This is a genomic window from Aureimonas fodinaquatilis (assembly GCF_008369445.1).
Classification (GTDB): domain Bacteria; phylum Pseudomonadota; class Alphaproteobacteria; order Rhizobiales; family Rhizobiaceae; genus Aureimonas; species Aureimonas fodinaquatilis.
In genome coordinates this window covers 647,784-665,655 of record NZ_VTWH01000001.1, presented here as the reverse complement: position 1 = coordinate 665,655, position 17,872 = coordinate 647,784, and the positions used below count along the sequence as shown (strand labels likewise).

Sequence of the window (17,872 nt, the reverse complement as noted above, 5' to 3'; positions counted from 1 at the left end):
CCGCGCCCTACATGCACTTTTCACTGGATAGTCACCATGGGAGTTCGAAAGATGCCTAAAGGGTCAGACCTGTTTGTCGCTGCGTTGGAAAATGAAGGTGTTGACCGCATTTTCGGTGTGCCCGGTGAGGAAAACCTCGATATTCTGGAATCACTGCGCACGTCGAGCATCAAACTGGTTCTGACGCGACACGAGCAGGCAGCGGCTTTCATGGCGGCCACACATGGCCGCCTGACGGGCAGACCTGGCGTCTGCCTCGCAACACTTGGCCCCGGCGCGCTGAACCTGGCAACCGGGGCTGCCTACGCCCATCTGGGTGCCATGCCGATGGTCATGATCACGGGTCAGAAACCGGTGATGAGCGCCAAACAGGCCCGCTTCCAGATTGTCGATATTGTTGCTTCGATGAAGCCGCTGACCAAGATGACGCATCAGATTGTCAATGCGGACAGCATTCCGGCAATGGTTCGCGACGCTTTTCGCGTAGCCATGGAGGAACGGCCCGGACCGGTGCATCTTGAATTGCCGGAGGATATTGCTTCAGAAGATGTGGGCGACGCCACCGTTATTCCGCGCCACATGATTGAACGCCCGGTTGCCCCGGCAAAGGCTCTCGACAGTGCTGCGGAAACGATTTTGGCAGCAAAGCGGCCATTGGTCATGATCGGCGCTGCGGGAAACCGGCCAGCACTTGTTGAAGCGCTGTCGACTTTCATAGCCCGCACCCGGCTTCCATTCTTCAACACGCAAATGGGCAAGGGTGCGGTTAATGGCGGTTCCAATCTTTACATGGGAACTGCCGCCCTTTCGGAAGGCGACTATGTTCATGAGGCAGTCGAACGGGCCGACCTGATTGTCTCGATTGGTCATGACACGGTCGAAAAACCGCCTTTCCTCATGAAAAGCGCTGGCGGGCCGAAGGTTGTCCATATCGGCTACCAGTCCGCAACGGTCGAGCAGGTTTACCACCCGGACATTGAGGTGATTGGCGATATCGGCGCAACTGTGGAGGGGCTTGGTGAACGGCTGGAGGGTCGGCTGACTGCCGACGAAGGAATGCTGGATCTGCGTCAGAAAATTCTGGCGCATATCAATGATCGCGCCGAGGAAAGCCGCTTTCCAATCACCCCTCAACGCATTGTCCACGATGTGCGCAAGGTCATGCCGGAAGATGGCATCGTCTGCCTCGACAATGGCATGTACAAAATATGGTTCGCCCGCAATTATCGCACGCACATTGCCAACACGCTGTTGCTTGACAATGCGCTGGCCACAATGGGAGCTGGCCTGCCCTCTGCAATGATGGCCGCCATGCTCTATCCGCAACGCAGGGTCATGGCTGTCTGCGGCGATGGTGGCTTCATGATGAATTCGCAGGAAATAGAAACAGCGATGCGCCTGGGGTTGAACCTTGTCGTGGTGATCCTGAACGACAGCGCCTATGGCATGATCCGGTGGAAGCAGGCAGTGGACGGTTTCCCGGATTTTGGCATGAGCTTTGGCAACCCGGATTTTGTGCAATATGCCCAGTCATATGGCGCTAAAGGAACGCGGGTCAGCAAGGTTGAGGATCTGGTGCCAACGCTGGAGGCAGCCTTTAGCCAGGGTGGCGTCCACATAGTCGACGTGCCGATCGATTACTCCGAAAATACACGCGTGCTTGTCGATGAATTGCGCAACCGCACACCGGATGTCGAATGCGCATGACAAGCTGGCTGCAGCTTGTTCAGGGATCAACACGTTCGATGTGACGCACCAGCGCATTGAGATCAGCGCGCAAACGGTCGCCGCCGCCTGGCAACAGTCCGGCTTCGACCGCCGCGTGCGTTTCTTTCCAGACCGGCACGGCCTGGACAAGAAGGCTTTGTCCTTTCGCGGTCAGAGCCAGGCGGCGGGCGCGCCGGTCTTTCTGGTCTGACTGAACGCGGATCAGGCCCTGCCGTTCGAGCGGCTTGAGGTTTGCCGTCAAAGTCGTACGATCCATCGCCAGCAGTTCCGCCACGGCGCCAAGTGTTGGCGGGTGTGGTCGGTTGAGCGACATCAAAATCGAAAACTGGCCGCTCTTCAGGCCCAGCGGGCGCAAAGCGTCGTCAAATCGGCGAGCCAGCGCTCGCGCTGCTCGCTGTGCATGCAGACACAGGCAATGATCCCGCACCAGAAGTGTGGTTTCAAAGGGCACAATCGCCTTGCTGAGAGCTTCGGTGGACATAAGCCATTTATGTTGATATCAACGTTATCGTCAAGTCGGTTTACGGGCTCAGAGTTCATCAACTGTTCAGGAGAGGATTACGTCGATGACAAACAGGCAGGGAATTCCGATCTGGTATGAGCTGATCAGCGCGGATGCCGATGCGGCAGAGCGCTTTTACGGGCATGTGCTTGGCTGGCAGTTTGAGCGCATGCCTGCCACCCCGGAGCTGGACTATCGCGTGGCAAACGCGGGCAGCACAGCAGTTTCCGGCGTTATGCAGCAGCCCGCGGGCGAGGATATGCCTCGGCGCTGGCTGGTTTACTTCGGTGTGGATGATGTGGACAGCAGTGCGCAAACCGCCGAGCAGGTAGGTGCCTCCATTCATGTGCCGCCGACTGACATTCCGGATGTAGGACGCTTCGCGTTCCTGAGCGACCCATTCGGTGCCTTGTTCTATCTGATGCGTGGCGCAAGTGAGGAAGACAGCCAGGCTTTCAAATGCGGCCAGCGTGCTCCACAGGGTCACGCCGTATGGAACGAGCTCACCTCGCCCGATCCTGATGCGGCCATTGCGTTTTACGGAACGCTTCTTGGCCTGCGCAAGGAAGGCGGGATGCCCATGGGCGAATTGGGCGAATACAGTTTCATCCATGCCGGGCCGAACTGCATCGGAGCGGTCATGGGCGAGGTGCCAAATGGGCAGGCGGGTTGGCTGGTTTATTTTGCAGTCGACGATATTGATGCCGCGGTGGAGCGGTTTGGTCAGGCTGGCGGAACTGCGATTCAGGGACCGGACGAAATTCCCGGCAACTGCTTCGCATTTGTTGGCGAAGATGATCAGGGTTCGCGTTTTGGCCTCGTCGGCCCACGCACACGCTAACGCCAAAGGGGCAAGCCATGACCATTGCCAAAAACACCATATGCGTCTGGTATGAAAAGGATGCGGAGGCAGCGGCGCGCTTTTATGCCGAGGTTTTTCCAGACAGTTCGGTTCAGGCGGTTCACACGGCCCCTGGCGATTACCCGGCAGGCAAGCAGGGCGACGTCCTGACAGTTCAATTCACGGTGGCCGGAATTCCGTGTATCGGATTGAACGGCGGGACAGCATACAAGCACAGCGAGGCGTTTTCCTTCCAGATTGCCACGGACAATCAGGAGGAAACCGACCGCTACTGGAATGCCATTGTCGGCAATGGCGGTCAGGAAAGTGTTTGCGGCTGGTGCAAGGACAGATGGGGCGTATCCTGGCAGATTACCCCGCGCGTTTTGACGGAGGCGATCGCTGCAGGCGGCGATGAAGCGAAACGCGCTTTTCAGGCAATGATGGAGATGAAAAAGATTGACGTTGCGGCAATTGAGGCCGCGCGACGCGGTTGACGGCGTTTGGTTTGCCTGTGGTCAGATCCTTTTGCAGATCTTCAGACAGCCCGACGCCACCCAGCCGCCAGTGCACCGGCTCCAATCATCAAAGAACCGCCAACCCGGTTGACCGCCCGCTGAACACCTGGCCGAACAATCGACTTGCGAGCCATTGAGGCCAACAAAGCGTAAAGTGCGGCGTTGATTGTTGCCAGAACAAGAAAAGTTACCTCGAAGATCACCATCTGCTGGAACAGAGGGCGCGTGGTGTCGAGGAACTGCGGAAGAAAGGCGACGAAGAAGATAATGCTCTTCGGGTTGAGCGCCGTTACGATATAGGTGTGCAGAAAAATGCGGATGGGTCGTTCTTTTGGCGCCGCGTCTGCCGCATCATCGGCTGCGTGCGCTGAAACCGGAGCACGCCAGAGCTTGATGCCGAGATAGACAAGATAAGCTGCGCCAACCCATTTCAGCGCGGTGAACAGTGTGGCCGATGTTGCAAGCAGCGCACCCAATCCAAGCATCGAGGCCGTCATTGCGGTGAAGTCACCCAGCGCAACACCAGCGACAGTCGAGGCGGCTGCCTTTCGTCCATGTCCAAGCGCGTAGGAGATCACAAGAAGAATTGTCGGCCCCGGAATTGCCAGAAGAACGGCGGATGCCGTGACAAAAGCCAACCAGTGCTCAAGGGACATGATCTTTCTCCTGTTGAGAAGCCAAGCAATCCATGATCACAGGTCAAACGCAAGCACTGATCGCGGGAAGTCGCTGCTTAAGATCGGAAGCGTTGCTACTGATATCTGCGAGTCACTGGCAAGGTCGATCAGCGGTCAGATGTGGCGTGCACTGTGGGCAATGTGTCGATAATGCGGAGGTCTGCGATATGGTGCCGTTTCGCCAACGCCAAGTGATTCTACGCAAAGGAACCGAAACCATGCAAGTTTTCAGAGTTGCGATTGCAGGTTTCGGAGGCGTCGGCCGCGCTACGGCCAATCTGCTGTTAGAGCGTCGCCAGAGGTATCGGCAAGTGTATCAAGCGGAGGTCCGACTGGTTGCGGTATGCGGATCCCGGTCAGGCGTTGCCGACGCAGACGGTCTTGAAGCTGACCGGTTCGACACTCTGGAGGTCGGACTGTCAGGCCCGGACTTCATTGAAGCAAGCGGTGCCGACGTTCTGATCGAGGCAGGACCGAGCGATTTCCGCACCGGAGGTCCAGGCCTTGCCTATATGCGCGCGGCGCTATCAGCCGGGCGTGACACAATCGCAATTTCCAAGGGCGCACTGGTTCATAGTGGAAGGGAGTTGCAGGAAATCGCACACGCTTCAGGTGCGATGCTGAAGCTCAGCGGCGCTGCCGCAGCCGCTCTGCCAACAGTCGATCTCATCCAACACAGCCTCAAGGGCTGTGAGGTTCTGGAGATCGAGGGCATTCTCAATGCCACCACGAATTTCCTGCTCGATGCCATGACCACCCAAGGACTTGGCTACGAAGAAGCGTTGCGGCAGGCGCAGGCGGGCGGCTTTGCCGAAGCCGATCCGCGCAACGACACGGAAGGCTGGGACACTGCCAGCAAACTGCTGATCATCGCCAATTTCGGCCTTGGTGCGAACCTCGCCATGGAGGACATCACGGTCGAAGGCATCCACTCGGTTACGGTAGAACAGCTCAACGAATGGCGCGCGCAAGGTCTTGTCCCCAAGCTCGTTGGTTCTCTTAAAGCGGCAAATGGAAACATTCGCGCCAGCGTCGGCATTCGAACCTATCCACTGCACGACCCGCTTGCGAATGTGCGCGGAAAGGATAAAGCGATACGCATCATCACTGACGCGATGGGCGAAACGGTGGCCATCGGGTCTGGTACAGAGCCGCTTGCAACGGCTGCCGCAGCGCTGAAAGATTTTGAACATATCCTCGCAGCACGCAGCGGCAGTCCGTCACTTTTCAAGGATGCACCATGACCCAGCGCACAGTACAGGCCATTCGCCATATCGGATTTGAGGATCTCGGCAGCTTCGAGGCTCCCTTGCGCGATGCTGGCTATAGGATCGAATATGTTGATGTCGCAGAACGAGACATTGGCGCTCTCGATCCGCTTGGACCTGACCTACTTGTCGTTCTGGGAGGCCCTATCGGCGTTTACGAAGATGAGGCATATCCTGTCGTTTCAACAGAAATCCGCTTGCTGCGGGCGCGCCTTGAGGCTGACCTGCCAACGCTCGGCATCTGCCTCGGTGCTCAGTTGATGGCTGCGGCACTTGGCGCAAAGGTTTATCCCGGGCCAGCCAAGGAGATTGGCTGGTCGGCACTGGTGCTTTCACACACTGGCGAGCTCAACCCGCTTGCCGCATTGCGCGATGTGCCCGTGTTGCACTGGCATGGCGATACATTTGACCTGCCCGATGGCTGCGAACTTCTCGCCTCAACGCCGATCTGTCAAAACCAGGCATTTGCGCGCGGGCTGAATGTGCTCGGCCTTCAGTTTCATCCGGAGGTTCTGGGGGCGCGTTTCGAGCACTGGCTCCTGGGACATGCGAGCGAGCTGGCCGCAGCCGGCATCAGCCCGATCACGCTGCGGGGTGATGCGCATCGCCATTCAGGCAGGCTTGAGGCGGCAGGAAAAGAGACGCTGTCCGGATGGTTGGCCATGTTGCCAGGCTGACCCATAAGACCGACCGAGCGTCTGCACGGTCATCGGCTGCAAGGTGCTGCCGGTTGTCAAGTTTGCGGCAAAGCCTGCAGGAAGCACGTCTGATAAGGCTGTACCGTCGCTCGATCGGTCAAATTGCGGAAAGACCGCAAGATCGGCAACAATATCGCAGCCTGTACACCGCAACAGTCTGAGGCATTCGATACTCTGCGATACACCCGATCCAATGAGCTTCTCATAGAGGATGTATCAAATGACTTTTCGTAACGGCCTGTCTTCACTGCTTCGCCCCGAAGACTCGGTTCTCGTGCTGATTGACCATCAACCGTACCAGCTTGCGAACCTGAACAGTCACGATCCGCACATGGCGGTGAACAATGCGGCAGCGCTTGCAAAGGCGGCAAAGGTCTTCGGCGTTCCGACGATACTGACCAGCGTGGTCGCTGATCGGGGTGGGCGCATCTTTCCGCAGATCACCGAGGTTTTTCCTGATCAGGAAGTGATTGACCGGACTTTCATCAACACCTGGCAGGACCCGGCGGTCGTAGACATCGTAAAGGCCACTGGCCGAAAGCAGTTGATCATTGCGGGCCTGTGGACCGAGATTTGCGTCGCAATGCCAGCAATTCAAGCGGCGGGCGAAGGCTGGGACGTGACCGTGATAACCGATGCGTCAGGCGCTGTTTCGGCCGAGGGGCACGAAGTGGCCATACACCGGATGATCGCGGCCGGGGTGAACATGATGACCTGGCTTGCGCTGGCGTCTGAATGGCAGCGCGACTGGGCAAGATCAGAAACTGCCAATGCCCTGAATGAGGTGGTGCTTCAGCATGCTGCCGGAAGCGGCATAGCATATCTTTGGGAGCAGCAGTTGCTGAACACACCACTCCCGGGCAACCAGGCCAAGGGTTAGCCGAGCCGACTTTGCCGACTTTACGTCAATCGGATCAGGACTGAACGAATGTCGATCAATATTTTCCCCGTCGGAATGAAAATGGATGTCTCCTATCCGACGTTCAATGTCAGCCTGACCTTTCTGTCCACAACGCAGTTGCAGTTCGAGATAACTGAGGGACCGTTTGCCCGGACCGAAACCGTTGATATTCAGGTCATTGCGCTCGGCAACAGTGTTTTCGTCATCAGCTGGCAGGAGGCCAGCGGGGCGACCGTCACGAATATTCAGGATTATGACCGCGGTCTGGTTCACTCATTCGCCACATTGCCCGATCATCAGTTTATGCGCATGACCGGGACAATTGCCATCACACATGACGCGCATCGTCAATTTGACGACCGTCCGCGGCACAATAAAGCGCTGGTACTTGAAGCTATGACCTCATTGTTCCAGCGTCATGACGCGTCGGCAGTGGAGCGGCTCTATGCCCCAGACTACATACAGCACAATCCCAACATTCGTCAGGGCCGTGACGCTTTGCAGGCACTCGTTGCCGGGATGTCAAAGGACGTCTACTATGAGCCTGGACTTATGATCGCTGAAGGCAATTTCGTTGCCGCTCACGGCCGCATCCGTGGCTGGGCGGACAAACCACAGGTGGTGATCGACATATTTCGAATTGAGGCCGGAAAATTGGCTGAACACTGGGACGTGCTGCAGAACGAAGAACCAACAAACCCTGCAAATGGCGGCATCGCGATGTTTGACCCCAACGAAAAAGCCTATGTCGCCGCTCCCGCCCCCACTGACATAGCCGGCACGTAAACGACAATCCGAAGTTTTTTCAGAAAGGCCATTATGGAAATCGGTATCGACAGCTTCGCAGCTATCCTTCCTGATCCCGCAACAGGCCTGCTTCCCTCGGCAACCGACCGCATGGCCGATCTTTTGCAGGAAATTGAGGTTGCCGACCGGGTCGGACTTGATGTGTTTGGTATCGGCGAGCACCATCGCGCGGAATTCCTTGATTCCGCGCCCGCTGTCATTCTGGCTGCGGCGGCAGCCCGGACCAGCCAGATCAGGCTGACCAGTGCTGTCACGGTGCTGAGCGCCGCGGATCCCGTGCGTGTCTTTCAGGAGTTCGCAACTCTTGACCTGATATCGAAGGGGCGCGCAGAAATCGTGGTTGGCCGAGGGTCATTCATTGAAGCTTTCCCATTATTCGGGCTGGACACGCGCGCCTATGATGATCTGTTTGCAGAAAATCTTGATCTTTTCCTCCAGCTTGGCGAGACAACCAACATCAGGTGGGAAGGTCGTTTCAGGCCGCCGCTAACTGGCCAGGGGGTTTTCCCGCGCCCACACCAGGCCCGTTTGCCGATCTGGCTCGGGGTCGGCGGTACGCCGGAATCCTTCGCACGTGCTGGCTTGCTGGGTTTGCCGCTGATGGTCGCTATCATTGGAGGAACGTTCGACCGCTTTCGACCCCTTGTGGATATCTACCGCGAGGCGGGAAAGCGCGCGGGACATAGCCCTGAGAAGCTGGTGGTCGGCGTTCACGCAATGGGCTTCGTTGGAGAAACCGACACCAGCGCCGCAAATGATTTCTTTCCCGGCTGGTCGCACCTGACGGCACAGATCGGTCGTGAGCGTGGCTGGTCACCGCCTTCCCGCAAGCAGTTCGACGCAATGGCCAGTCCAGAGGGCGCCTTTCTTATCGGCAGTCCGTCAACAGTGGCCGCCAAAATGCTCCGTGCCAGTGAAACGCTCGGTGGTGTGTCGCGCATCACTTATCAGATGAGCACGGCTTCACTTGAAACGGCGGCCATGAAACGCTCGATCGAACTTCTCGGCATGGAAGTGGCGCCGATTGTCCGGGCGAAGTTGCCGCCAGGCCGCGCGAATGCCCTGGATCCAAGACACGAATAAGTGCTGTCCCGATCTCGTTCAAGCTGCTGTTTATGCCTTCAGTGGACTTGCGCTGGGTTGACCCCTTCCCCAGTATACTCAGACAATTGCGCTTCCCGCCATCTCGTGACGATGGGTCGAACCGCGTTTATTGCACACTTCAACTCCTCTGCAGGGCTATGGAAACCGTTTCATTCCAGGCAGCGGGGAACAAGGATCGCTCCGGCGCTTCTTCAAACGGATCAGATGGATCCTATCGCACCTGATCAATCCAATAGGCGCCAAGATGTCCGCGAGCTGATCAGGAGGCGCTGACAAGCATAGGAGATACAGTGATGACGGTGCATGCCTCCCCCTCCTTTGCTCAATGGCATCGCGCTGGTCAGCACGCGTCCTATTTGCGAACCATGAAATCCGAGGGTGGAGTTCTTGATCTTCTTGAGGTCGAACGTCCGGCCGGAGACATGTCGCGTCCGGCGCTGCCGGATGTTGTATTGTTTCAAGACATCATGGGCGGCGGACGGGTCAGTGGCGACCTTGGAGGGGGGCGTTTTGATGTGAAAAGTGCGAAAGGCGATCTCATAGTCGCTGCGCCCAACTTCGCCGTTGACGTCGTGAACGACTCCGACCATCAGCTCCGCAGCCTGGCCTTCCCGCTGGCGGAATGGCAAGACGCACTCGACGAGGCGTCCAACGGCCAATTTTCTTTTGATAGCCTTTGCGCTTACGGGCAAATTTTCAACTCTTCGGCCATTCGTTCTGCGCTCCGAAATCTTTGGGCTCTATGTGACGAGGAGGGCGTCCCCTCTCGATTGTTGGCCCGGGCCGCAGGTTTTGAAATACTGGCAGAGCTGTGTCGCCTGGGTGGAGCCCCGCTCTCTCCAGCTAGAGGCGGACTGGCTCCATGGGCAGAGAGGCGTTGTCTCGAGATGATGAGAGTTCGGCTTTCAGAGAACATAAGCCTCGACGAACTGGCAGCCGAGACGCGTCTTTCACCGTTTCATTTCGCACGTATGTTCAAGCACAGCGTCGGTGTACCACCACGCCTTTATCTGACACAGCTAAGACTGGAAAAAGCCTGCGAACTTCTGGAACAGACAGACCTTCCGGTAACGGAAATCGCGCAGGAGATTGGTTACTCATCCGGTCAGGTGCTCGCCCGGGTATTCCTCAAGCACAGGCATGTCACTCCAACGGTTTATCGCCGAGCGGTGCGGGATCCCTCGCGTCCGGCTTTGCAGTAGCAGAGAAACTGCTTGCAGTTGGCGCCATCGCTTCGGCTATTGGCTGGTTTGCGGCGTCAAGGTCTCGGCGATAGATCACTAACTGCAACTATCCCAGCCTTTTCCACTCGCCCAGAGCCCAGGCGCTCCTGAAGGTTAAACTTTAAAGGCATCACGACATGACGAGCGGTATCCACCATTTCACCGGCATCACAGCCAATGTGCAGGCCAATGTCGATTTCTATGTTGGCTTTCTGGGTCTTGCGCTGGTGAAGCGGACCGCCGGATTTGCGGACGCCGAGCAACTGCATCTCATCTATGGAGACAGGCAAGGCAGCCCCGGCTCGCTGCTGACCTTTCTTGTATGGGAGGCAGCGGGCCGCGGTCGCACGGGCATTGGACAGGTCTCAGAAGTGTCTCTTGCCGTGCCGTCTGCCTCCATTGGAGACTGGCTGACCAGAGCACTGGCTGCCGGCATTCCACTGGAAGGCCCTTCTCGCGAATTCGAAGAACCGGTCCTGCGCCTGAAAGACCCGGATGGCTTGATCGTTAAGCTGGTCGGGATCGATGCCGCAATACCGGCCGACAATACGCCGTCCCGGCTGCGGGGCGTCACACTCTTGACAGACAAGGCGATGGAAACGGCGCAGTTCCTGACGCGTTTCGGTTACAGCCAAGGTGCACGGGACGGTTTGACGCAGCGCATGGCCTCCGAAACCGATATCGTCGATATCAGGGAAGTTACGGGTTTCGTCCCTTCCGTCCCTGGAGCAGGCGTGCCGGACCATGTGGCGTTTCGTGCACCGGACGTTGACGCAGTGCGATCCATGCGACTTTCTTTGAAAGATCACGGCCCCACCGAAGTCCACGACCGAAAATACTTCCTGTCGCTCTATGTTCGTGACCCTGCCGGCATCCTCCTGGAATATGCCACTGACGGCCCGGGAATGACCATTGACGAAGCACCTGAAGAGCTTGGACAGACTCTGTTCACGCCGCCACACGATGCTGATCGGGCGGAAGACCTGAGGGCGATGTTGCCGCAGTTTGCGTTGCCGGGTGAAGACAGGTTTCCGGCCCGCGAGCTTCCGTTCATCCATCGTTTCAACCGTCCGAAGAGTCCGGACGGCTTGACATTGGTGCTGCTGCACGGAACGGGCGGCAATGAGGCCGATCTGATGCCGATTGCTCGACGCATAGCGCCGCACGCCACTCTTCTCGGTGTGCGGGGCCGTGCGACCGAAGAGGGATCCAATCGCTGGTTCCGCCGAGCAGGCGCTGACACGTTCGATCAGGCAGACATTCACAGCGAAGCCGAAGCGTTCCGGGCTTTCGTTGAAGGTGCTGTAAACGGCTATGGTCTCGACAGGAACAGGCTTGTGTTTCTCGGCTACTCCAACGGGGCGAATTTTCTGGCGGCGGCCATTCAGCTTCATCCGGATGTGGTGCAGCGCGCAATATTGCTGCGTGGAATTCAGGCGCTGGAAAACCCGCCTGGCGCTGATCTATCGGGAACGAATGTGCTGGTTCTTACGGGGCGCGATGATGTCTATGCCCGCGATGCGAAAGCGCTGACCACCCCGCTCGAAGCCGGCGGTGCGGACATCGATCTCCGCGAACTTCCGACCGGTCACGAACTGGTGGCCGCGGATATCACGGAGTCAGCCCAATGGCTTCAACGAATTTTCAAGTCGCTTTAACCGCGGTTTTCGCGCCGTAGGGGATGCGGGCAGATGGGCGATCGAGGTGCAGCGAAATGGATTGCCCGCAATAATCCATTTCAACGCGGCCATCCGTCTTGGCATCAGCCGCCTACATCGCGACGGCATGCCAAAATGCCGGGTTTCTGATGTCGGATTGATGATCCTGCATCGGCGTATTCCGATTGGCGAGCGGTCATCTGAAATTAGTTATCCCCTGGTGGCAACTAATCAGACAACGGAAGCAGCAATTCGCTCGCTCATTCCCACTCAATGGTGCCGGGCGGCTTTGACGTTACATCATAGACCACCCGGTTGATGCCGCGCACCTCGTTGATGATGCGCGTCGCTGCATTGCCGAGAAATTCCATATCATAGTGATAGAAATCCGCCGTCATGCCATCAACCGATGTCACTGCCCGCAAGGCACACACAAACTCATAAGTGCGCCCATCGCCCATAACGCCAACCGTCTGGACGGGCAGCAGCACGGCAAAAGCCTGCCAGATCACATCGTAAAGCCCCGCCTTGCGGATCTCGTCCAGATAGATCGCATCTGCCTGTCGCAGAATATCCAGCTTCTCGCGAGTGATCCCGCCCGGGCAACGAATGGCAAGTCCCGGCCCCGGAAACGGGTGCCGTCCGACAAAGCTTTCCGGTAGCCCAAGCTCACGCCCCAGCACCCGCACCTCGTCCTTGAACAGTTCACGAAGCGGTTCCACCAGCTTCATGTTCATACGTTCCGGCAAACCACCCACATTGTGGTGCGACTTGATCGTTACCGATGGTCCGCCCGTGAACGATACACTCTCGATCACATCAGGATAGAGCGTTCCCTGCGCAAGAAATTCTGCGCCGCCAAGCTTCTTCGCCTCAGCCTCGAACGTTTCAATGAACAGACGCCCGATGGTTTTGCGCTTGACCTCCGGGTCCATCTCGCCTTCCAGCGCGTCGATGAACAGGTCCTGCGCCTCAACATGCACCAGCGGAATATTGTAGTGGTCCCGGAACATCGAAACCACTTCAGACGCCTCATTCTGCCGCATCAGCCCGTGATCGACGAAAATGCATGTCAGTTGTGCGCCAATCGCTTCATGGATCAGGATTGCCGCAACTGATGAGTCTACCCCGCCCGAAAGACCGCAAATGACCCGGCCCGTTCCAACCTGGGCGCGAATATCGGCAATCGCCTTTTCGCGAAATGCCGCCATTGTCCAGTCACCCGCCAGGCCGGAAATGCGATGAACAAAGTTGGAAATCAGCTTTGCGCCATCGGGTGTGTGCACCACCTCCGGGTGAAACTGCACTCCGTAAAAGCGCCGCTTCTCATCCGCAATGGCAGCAAATGGTGCACCGGGCGAAACCGCCACAATCTCAAAACCCGGAGGCAAAGCCGTAACCCTGTCGCCATGGCTCATCCACACCTGATGCCTCGTGCCCTCTGCCCACACACTGTCGAACAATGGCGATGGGCGCTGCACTTCCACAAAAGCCCGCCCGAATTCGCGATGCAGCCCACCCTCGATGCGTCCGCCAAGCTGCGCGCACATGGTTTGCTGCCCATAGCAGATGCCCAGGATCGGCAAGCCAGCCTCGAAAATTTCCTGCGGCACGCGCGGGGAATTTTCTTCCGTGGTGGAAGCGGGCGAACCCGAAAGAATGACTGCCTTGGGTTGGAGCCGTTTGAAGCCTTCCAATGCAGATTGGAATGGCACAATCTCGGAATAGACACCCGCCTCACGCACGCGCCGCGCAATGAGCTGAGTGACTTGAGAGCCGAAATCGATGATGAGGATGGTATCAGTGTGCTGGGTCATGGCGAACTTCTAGAAAAAGCCGTTCAAAAGGCAAGTGCTTTTGAACCAGATTCCATAAATATTCACAATCACATGCTCTGACGCCGGATATTTCGTCAGCGAAATCAGCCCCGCCGTGTCAGGCTGGCGAAAAAGAAGCCATCGGTGCCGGTTTTTTGCGGTGTCATCGTCAGGCCGCACCCGGCTCCAATGGCCGATGGGTGGTACCGCGCGCCACTATCCGGCAAGGTCTCCTGCCAGATGCGTGCTGCATCCTCTGCCTCAAATTCCGGGAACTGCTGCAGGAAGGATTGAACCTGCAGAGCATTCTCCTGTGCCAGCAGCGAACAGGTGATGTAGACCAGCCGCCCGCCTGGACGCACGAAGGCTTCAGCCATTGCCAGCACCTTGGCCTGCTCTGCAACCCTGCGCTCCAGCTGCGCGGCCGACAGGCGCCACTTCGCGTCCGGCCGTCTGCGCCACGTGCCCGCACCGGAACATGGCGCATCCGCCACAACCAGATCCAGCGTGCCATGCAAATGCCCAAGTGACGCGCGCGGCGCGTGCACTTCAACATTGCCGGCCCCCGCACGTGCCAGCCTGTCCCATATTGGCGCCAACCGCTGCCGATCCGTATCATAGGCGTGTAAAACGCCCTGCCCCTTCATCATCGCCGCAAGTGCCAGCGTTTTGCCGCCAGCTCCAGCGCATGCATCCAGCACCGTGTCCCCCGGCTTTGCGCCCGACAGCAGCGCGGCAAGCTGTGACCCCTCATCCTGGATTTCAAAAGCGCCAGTCTGGAAACCGCGTTCCACCTGAACATTCGGATGCCGCCCATCGCTGGCAATCGGCGCAATGCGCAAGCCGACCGGAGAGATTTCACAAGGCGTTGCATCAAACGGTGCCAATTCCGCCAGCACGTCCTCGCGCGCAGCCTTCAACGTGTTGACGCGCATGTCCAATGGCGGGCGCTCGGAAAATGCCTGGGCCTCAGTGACCCAGTTATCACCCAGTGAGTCCTGCAAAGGGCCAGCCAGCCAATCAGGAACATCGGCCTGAACAGCGGCAGGCGCCTCTGCCAGACTGATTGCGGAAAACCTGGCCAGGCTGCCGTCAGCGGGCAAAGCCGGTGCATGCCTGTCGCCATCCAGCGCAGCAACCAGAGCGTCGGCATCCAGGCCTGAAGCCAGCACCGCGCCAAAAACAACTGAAGAGGTGTCGTCCTGCCCCATGCGGAAACCCAGAGAGCGCCGCCGCCGAAGGGTATCATAGACAATATTGCCGATAGCAGATCTGTCGCCAGACCCGGCAAAACGATGAGAAAGTCCCCAATCCTTCAATGCATCGGCCACCGGCCGTTTGCGCCGGTCCATATCTTCGATAACTTCAATCGCTGCTGCTATCCGACCGCCAAGACGCATTATCCCGATATTCCTTCAGACCACTGACATCCGCAAAAGAAGCCTTGGTAGACTCGCACATTCACCACCGCAAGAGAATTGCGCAGCAAAAAGGGCCGCAACTGATGCCGCGGCCCTGATGAACATCCGACAAGCGGTGACGAAAATTATGCGCCAACCTGTTGCGGAGTGTTTGGCGTCACCGAAATTGCCGGCTCGCGATTGGACAGAACCTCCCGCGCATGCCGAACCCCGGCACCGTAATCCGGGTGAACCTTATCAAAATGCGCAATCTGCCGATCTGCAATTTCCTGCGGAATGCCACCCATCGCAGCCGCAATATTGGCGAAGAGCCGAGCTTTCTCACCATCATCAAACAGATTGAACAATGCGCGCACCTGCACATAATCGTCGTTGCCGATGCGGTGATTGTAACGGTCTGCATCGCCTGAAATGCGCAGTGGCGGTTCCTGTGCACTCTTCTGCTCAAACGGGCCATTCACCGAATTCGGCTCGTAGTATGCATCCGGATTTCCGGTTTTAATGCCGCCAAACACATTCATCTGGCCATCGCGGTGGTAATGATGAACCGGGCAACGCGGCTGGTTGACAGGAATGGTTTCGTAATGCGTGCCCAGCCGGTGGCGATGTGCATCAGCGTAAGAGAAGACGCGTGCCTGCAACATCTTGTCGGGCGAATAGCCAATGCCCGGAACAATGTTGGATGGGGAAAAAGCCGCATTTTCAATTTCAGCGAAATAGTTTTCCGGGTTGCGGTTCAGCTCCATCACCCCGATTTCGATCGGCGGATATTCGGCGTGCGGCCAAACCTTCGTCAGATCAAACGGGTTGTAGCTGGTCTTCTCAGCATCCAGTTCCGGCATGATCTGGATCTGAACTGTCCATTGCGGGAATTCGCCATTGTCGATACCGCCGAACAGCGCTTCCTGATAGCTTTCCCGCGTGCGGGCAATAACCTGATCAGCCTGTTCGTTGGTATAGGTCTTGTGGCCCTGCCGGGTTTTGAAGTGGAACTTCACCCAGAAGCGCTCGCCGGCATCATTCCACAACGAGAATGTGTGTGAGCCATAACCGTTCATATGCTGCGGAGACACCGGCAAGCCGCGATCCGACATCAGGATTGTCACCTGATGCAGACTTTCGGGCGAAAGCGACCAGAAGTCCCACATTGCTGTTGGAGAGCGCATATTGGTCTTTGGATGACGCTTCTGCGTATGAATAAAGTCCGGGAATTTGTATGGATCGCGCACAAAAAACACCGGCGTGTTGTTGCCGACCAGATCCCAGTTGCCGTCTTCGGTGTAAAACTTCAGGGCAAAGCCGCGCACATCGCGCTCGGCATCGGCCGCGCCCATTTCACCAGCCACGGTGGAAAAGCGTGCGAGCATTGGCGTAACCGCGCCGGGCTGCAACACTTTGGCGTTGGTGTATCGGGAAATGTCGCCGGTGATTTTCAACGTGCCATAAGCGCCCCAGCCCTTGGCATGCACAACGCGTTCAGGGATCCGCTCGCGGTTCTGATGCGCCAGCTTTTCAATCAGCTGGTAGTCCTGCAACAAAACAGGGCCGCGCTCTCCTGCTGTCCAGGAGTTCTGATTGTCGGGCACCGGTGCGCCCGCTGTCGTCGTCAGAGTTTTGCGATCGGTCATTATTTTCTCCACTCTCGCGTTTGACTTGAGAAGTCTGGAGTTGTTCCAACATGAAACTTTGATAAATTCCAATCGTATTTTTAACCTCGGCAATCGGATTTTCTTATCAACCATGCTGACCATCCGACAAATGCGCTATTTTGAAACATTGGCTGAAACCCTGCATTTCGGCAGGGCAGCGCAGCGGCTGAACATCAGCCAGCCCGCGCTGTCCGGCCAGATCGCTCAGATGGAAATGCATTTCGGCTTTCAGCTTTTCGAGCGCCGCCCATCCGGCGTTACAGTCACGGGCGCTGGCCAGCAAATTCGTGAGAAAGTGCAGCGAATTCTCGGAGAAATCCGCGATCTGGAAGGTTTTGCTCGGTATCAGGCGGGGCTTTCCGGCCCGCTGAGCATGGGCGTCATAGCCTCCGTCGCGCCCTATCTTCTGCCTGCCTTGCTTCAACAGCTCGCCATTGATTTTCCACAGCTGGAGCTGAGCCTCAGGGAAAGCACGACAGAAAAGCTGCTGGCAGACCTGTCCATAGGCCATCTCGATTGCGCATTGGTGGCTCTGCCGGTTGAGGACCCGGCGCTGACTGTTCTGGAACTGGCCGACGATGAGTTTTACCTGGCGATGGCAGAGGATCAGGCGCCGCGAATAGCCGTCCCGGTACGCTCACAGGCACTGAAATCCCAAAGGCTTATCTTGCTAGAAGAAGGCCATTGCCTGCGCCAGCAGGCTTTGTCTGTTTGCCAGATAGTGGAAAGCCGAGACCTTGCTTCGCTGGGTGCAACCTCACTTGCCACGCTGCTGCGAATGGTGGCCGGTGGACTGGGCGTAACTCTGGCACCACGCCTGGCGCTGGCCACAGAAGCCAAAGTTGGCGGCATTGCGTTTCTGCCGTTTCAAACGCCTGCCCCCAAACGCCAGTTGGCGCTGGTGCATCGCGCGTCCTCCGGCCGGGCTGCCGACTTTGCAGAATTTGCCGCATTGTTAAAAGAAATACTGCGTAATATCCAAAATGCCGCATCCGAAACCACAACAATACGAAATCCGGACCTGTCATCCCTGTAGCCTGCAACTAAATGTCTGTCATGG

The 17,872-nt window shown here is 57.6% G+C and carries 16 protein-coding genes; 11 read left to right on the top strand and 5 right to left on the bottom strand.

All coding sequences use genetic code 11. The features are described from left to right. The first annotated feature begins 51 nt into the window (after nt 1-51). The gene (locus tag FPY71_RS03220) at nt 52-1,707 is read left to right on the top strand and encodes an acetolactate synthase large subunit (protein ID WP_149297572.1); all 1,656 of its coding nucleotides are present in this window, start codon (nt 52-54) and stop codon (nt 1,705-1,707) included. 19 nt (nt 1,708-1,726) lie between these two features. On the opposite strand, the gene FPY71_RS03215 is transcribed toward FPY71_RS03220, so the two are convergent. After that, the gene (locus FPY71_RS03215; protein ID WP_149297570.1) at nt 1,727-2,209 is read right to left on the bottom strand and encodes a MarR family winged helix-turn-helix transcriptional regulator; all 483 of its coding nucleotides are present in this window, start codon (nt 2,207-2,209) and stop codon (nt 1,727-1,729) included. Nucleotides 2,210-2,294: 85 nt separating this feature from the next. Between FPY71_RS03215 and FPY71_RS03210 the strand changes: the two genes are divergently transcribed. Further along, on the top strand, nt 2,295-3,071 hold the full coding sequence (locus FPY71_RS03210) for a VOC family protein (RefSeq protein WP_149297568.1): 777 nt from the start codon (nt 2,295-2,297) through the stop codon (nt 3,069-3,071). A gap of 23 nt (nt 3,072-3,094) precedes the next feature. Next, entirely contained in the window at nt 3,095-3,568 is a 474-nt protein-coding gene (locus FPY71_RS03205; RefSeq protein WP_149298636.1) for a VOC family protein, read from the top strand. Between the two features lie 41 nt (nt 3,569-3,609). On the opposite strand, the gene FPY71_RS03200 is transcribed toward FPY71_RS03205, so the two are convergent. Further along, nucleotides 3,610-4,245, bottom strand: coding sequence for a LysE family translocator (locus tag FPY71_RS03200; RefSeq protein WP_149297566.1), 636 nt, complete (start codon nt 4,243-4,245; stop codon nt 3,610-3,612). 239 nt (nt 4,246-4,484) lie between these two features. On the opposite strand from FPY71_RS03200, the gene FPY71_RS03195 reads away from it, so the two are divergent. The 7 genes from FPY71_RS03195 (at nt 4,485) to FPY71_RS03165 (ending at nt 11,925) form a co-directional block, all read left to right on the top strand. Then, nucleotides 4,485-5,510, top strand: coding sequence for a homoserine dehydrogenase (locus tag FPY71_RS03195; RefSeq protein ID WP_149297564.1), 1,026 nt, complete (start codon nt 4,485-4,487; stop codon nt 5,508-5,510). After that, entirely contained in the window at nt 5,507-6,211 is a 705-nt protein-coding gene (locus tag FPY71_RS03190; RefSeq protein WP_149297562.1) for a glutamine amidotransferase, read from the top strand. The genes FPY71_RS03195 and FPY71_RS03190 overlap by 4 nt, the downstream gene beginning before the upstream one ends. Nucleotides 6,212-6,452: 241 nt before the next feature. Next, the gene (locus tag FPY71_RS03185) at nt 6,453-7,112 is read left to right on the top strand and encodes an isochorismatase family protein (protein ID WP_149297560.1); all 660 of its coding nucleotides are present in this window, start codon (nt 6,453-6,455) and stop codon (nt 7,110-7,112) included. A 48-nt stretch (nt 7,113-7,160) separates the two neighbouring features. Continuing rightward, nucleotides 7,161-7,919 carry a nuclear transport factor 2 family protein gene (locus FPY71_RS18555; RefSeq protein WP_210246230.1) on the top strand — a complete coding sequence of 253 codons (759 nt, stop codon included), beginning with the start codon at nt 7,161-7,163 and terminating at the stop codon, nt 7,917-7,919. Between the two features lie 33 nt (nt 7,920-7,952). After that, on the top strand, nt 7,953-9,023 hold the full coding sequence (locus FPY71_RS03175; RefSeq protein WP_149297558.1) for an Atu2307/SP_0267 family LLM class monooxygenase: 1,071 nt from the start codon (nt 7,953-7,955) through the stop codon (nt 9,021-9,023). A 314-nt stretch (nt 9,024-9,337) separates the two neighbouring features. Beyond that, a complete protein-coding gene (locus FPY71_RS03170) occupies nt 9,338-10,246 on the top strand; it encodes an AraC family transcriptional regulator (protein ID WP_149297556.1) in 909 nt (302 codons plus the stop codon). Nucleotides 10,247-10,404: 158 nt separating this feature from the next. After that, on the top strand, nt 10,405-11,925 hold the full coding sequence (locus tag FPY71_RS03165; RefSeq protein ID WP_149297555.1) for a VOC family protein: 1,521 nt from the start codon (nt 10,405-10,407) through the stop codon (nt 11,923-11,925). Between the two features lie 260 nt (nt 11,926-12,185). Here FPY71_RS03165 and guaA read toward each other — a convergent pair whose 3' ends face one another. From guaA to katA, 3 genes are all read right to left on the bottom strand, one after another. Then, nucleotides 12,186-13,742, bottom strand: coding sequence for a glutamine-hydrolyzing GMP synthase (guaA, locus tag FPY71_RS03160; protein WP_149297553.1), 1,557 nt, complete (start codon nt 13,740-13,742; stop codon nt 12,186-12,188). A 104-nt stretch (nt 13,743-13,846) separates the two neighbouring features. Next, nucleotides 13,847-15,142: an RsmB/NOP family class I SAM-dependent RNA methyltransferase gene (locus tag FPY71_RS03155; protein ID WP_149297551.1), complete on the bottom strand. Its 1,296-nt coding sequence runs from the start codon at nt 15,140-15,142 to the stop codon at nt 13,847-13,849. 146 nt (nt 15,143-15,288) lie between these two features. Continuing rightward, on the bottom strand, nt 15,289-16,791 hold the full coding sequence (gene katA / locus FPY71_RS03150; protein WP_149297549.1) for a catalase KatA: 1,503 nt from the start codon (nt 16,789-16,791) through the stop codon (nt 15,289-15,291). 112 nt (nt 16,792-16,903) lie between these two features. Here katA and FPY71_RS03145 point away from each other — a divergent pair, with 112 nt between their 5' ends. Further along, complete coding sequence (locus FPY71_RS03145) at nt 16,904-17,848, top strand: LysR substrate-binding domain-containing protein (RefSeq protein ID WP_149297547.1); 945 nt, start codon at nt 16,904-16,906, stop codon at nt 17,846-17,848. The last annotated feature ends 24 nt before the right edge of the window (nt 17,849-17,872 follow it).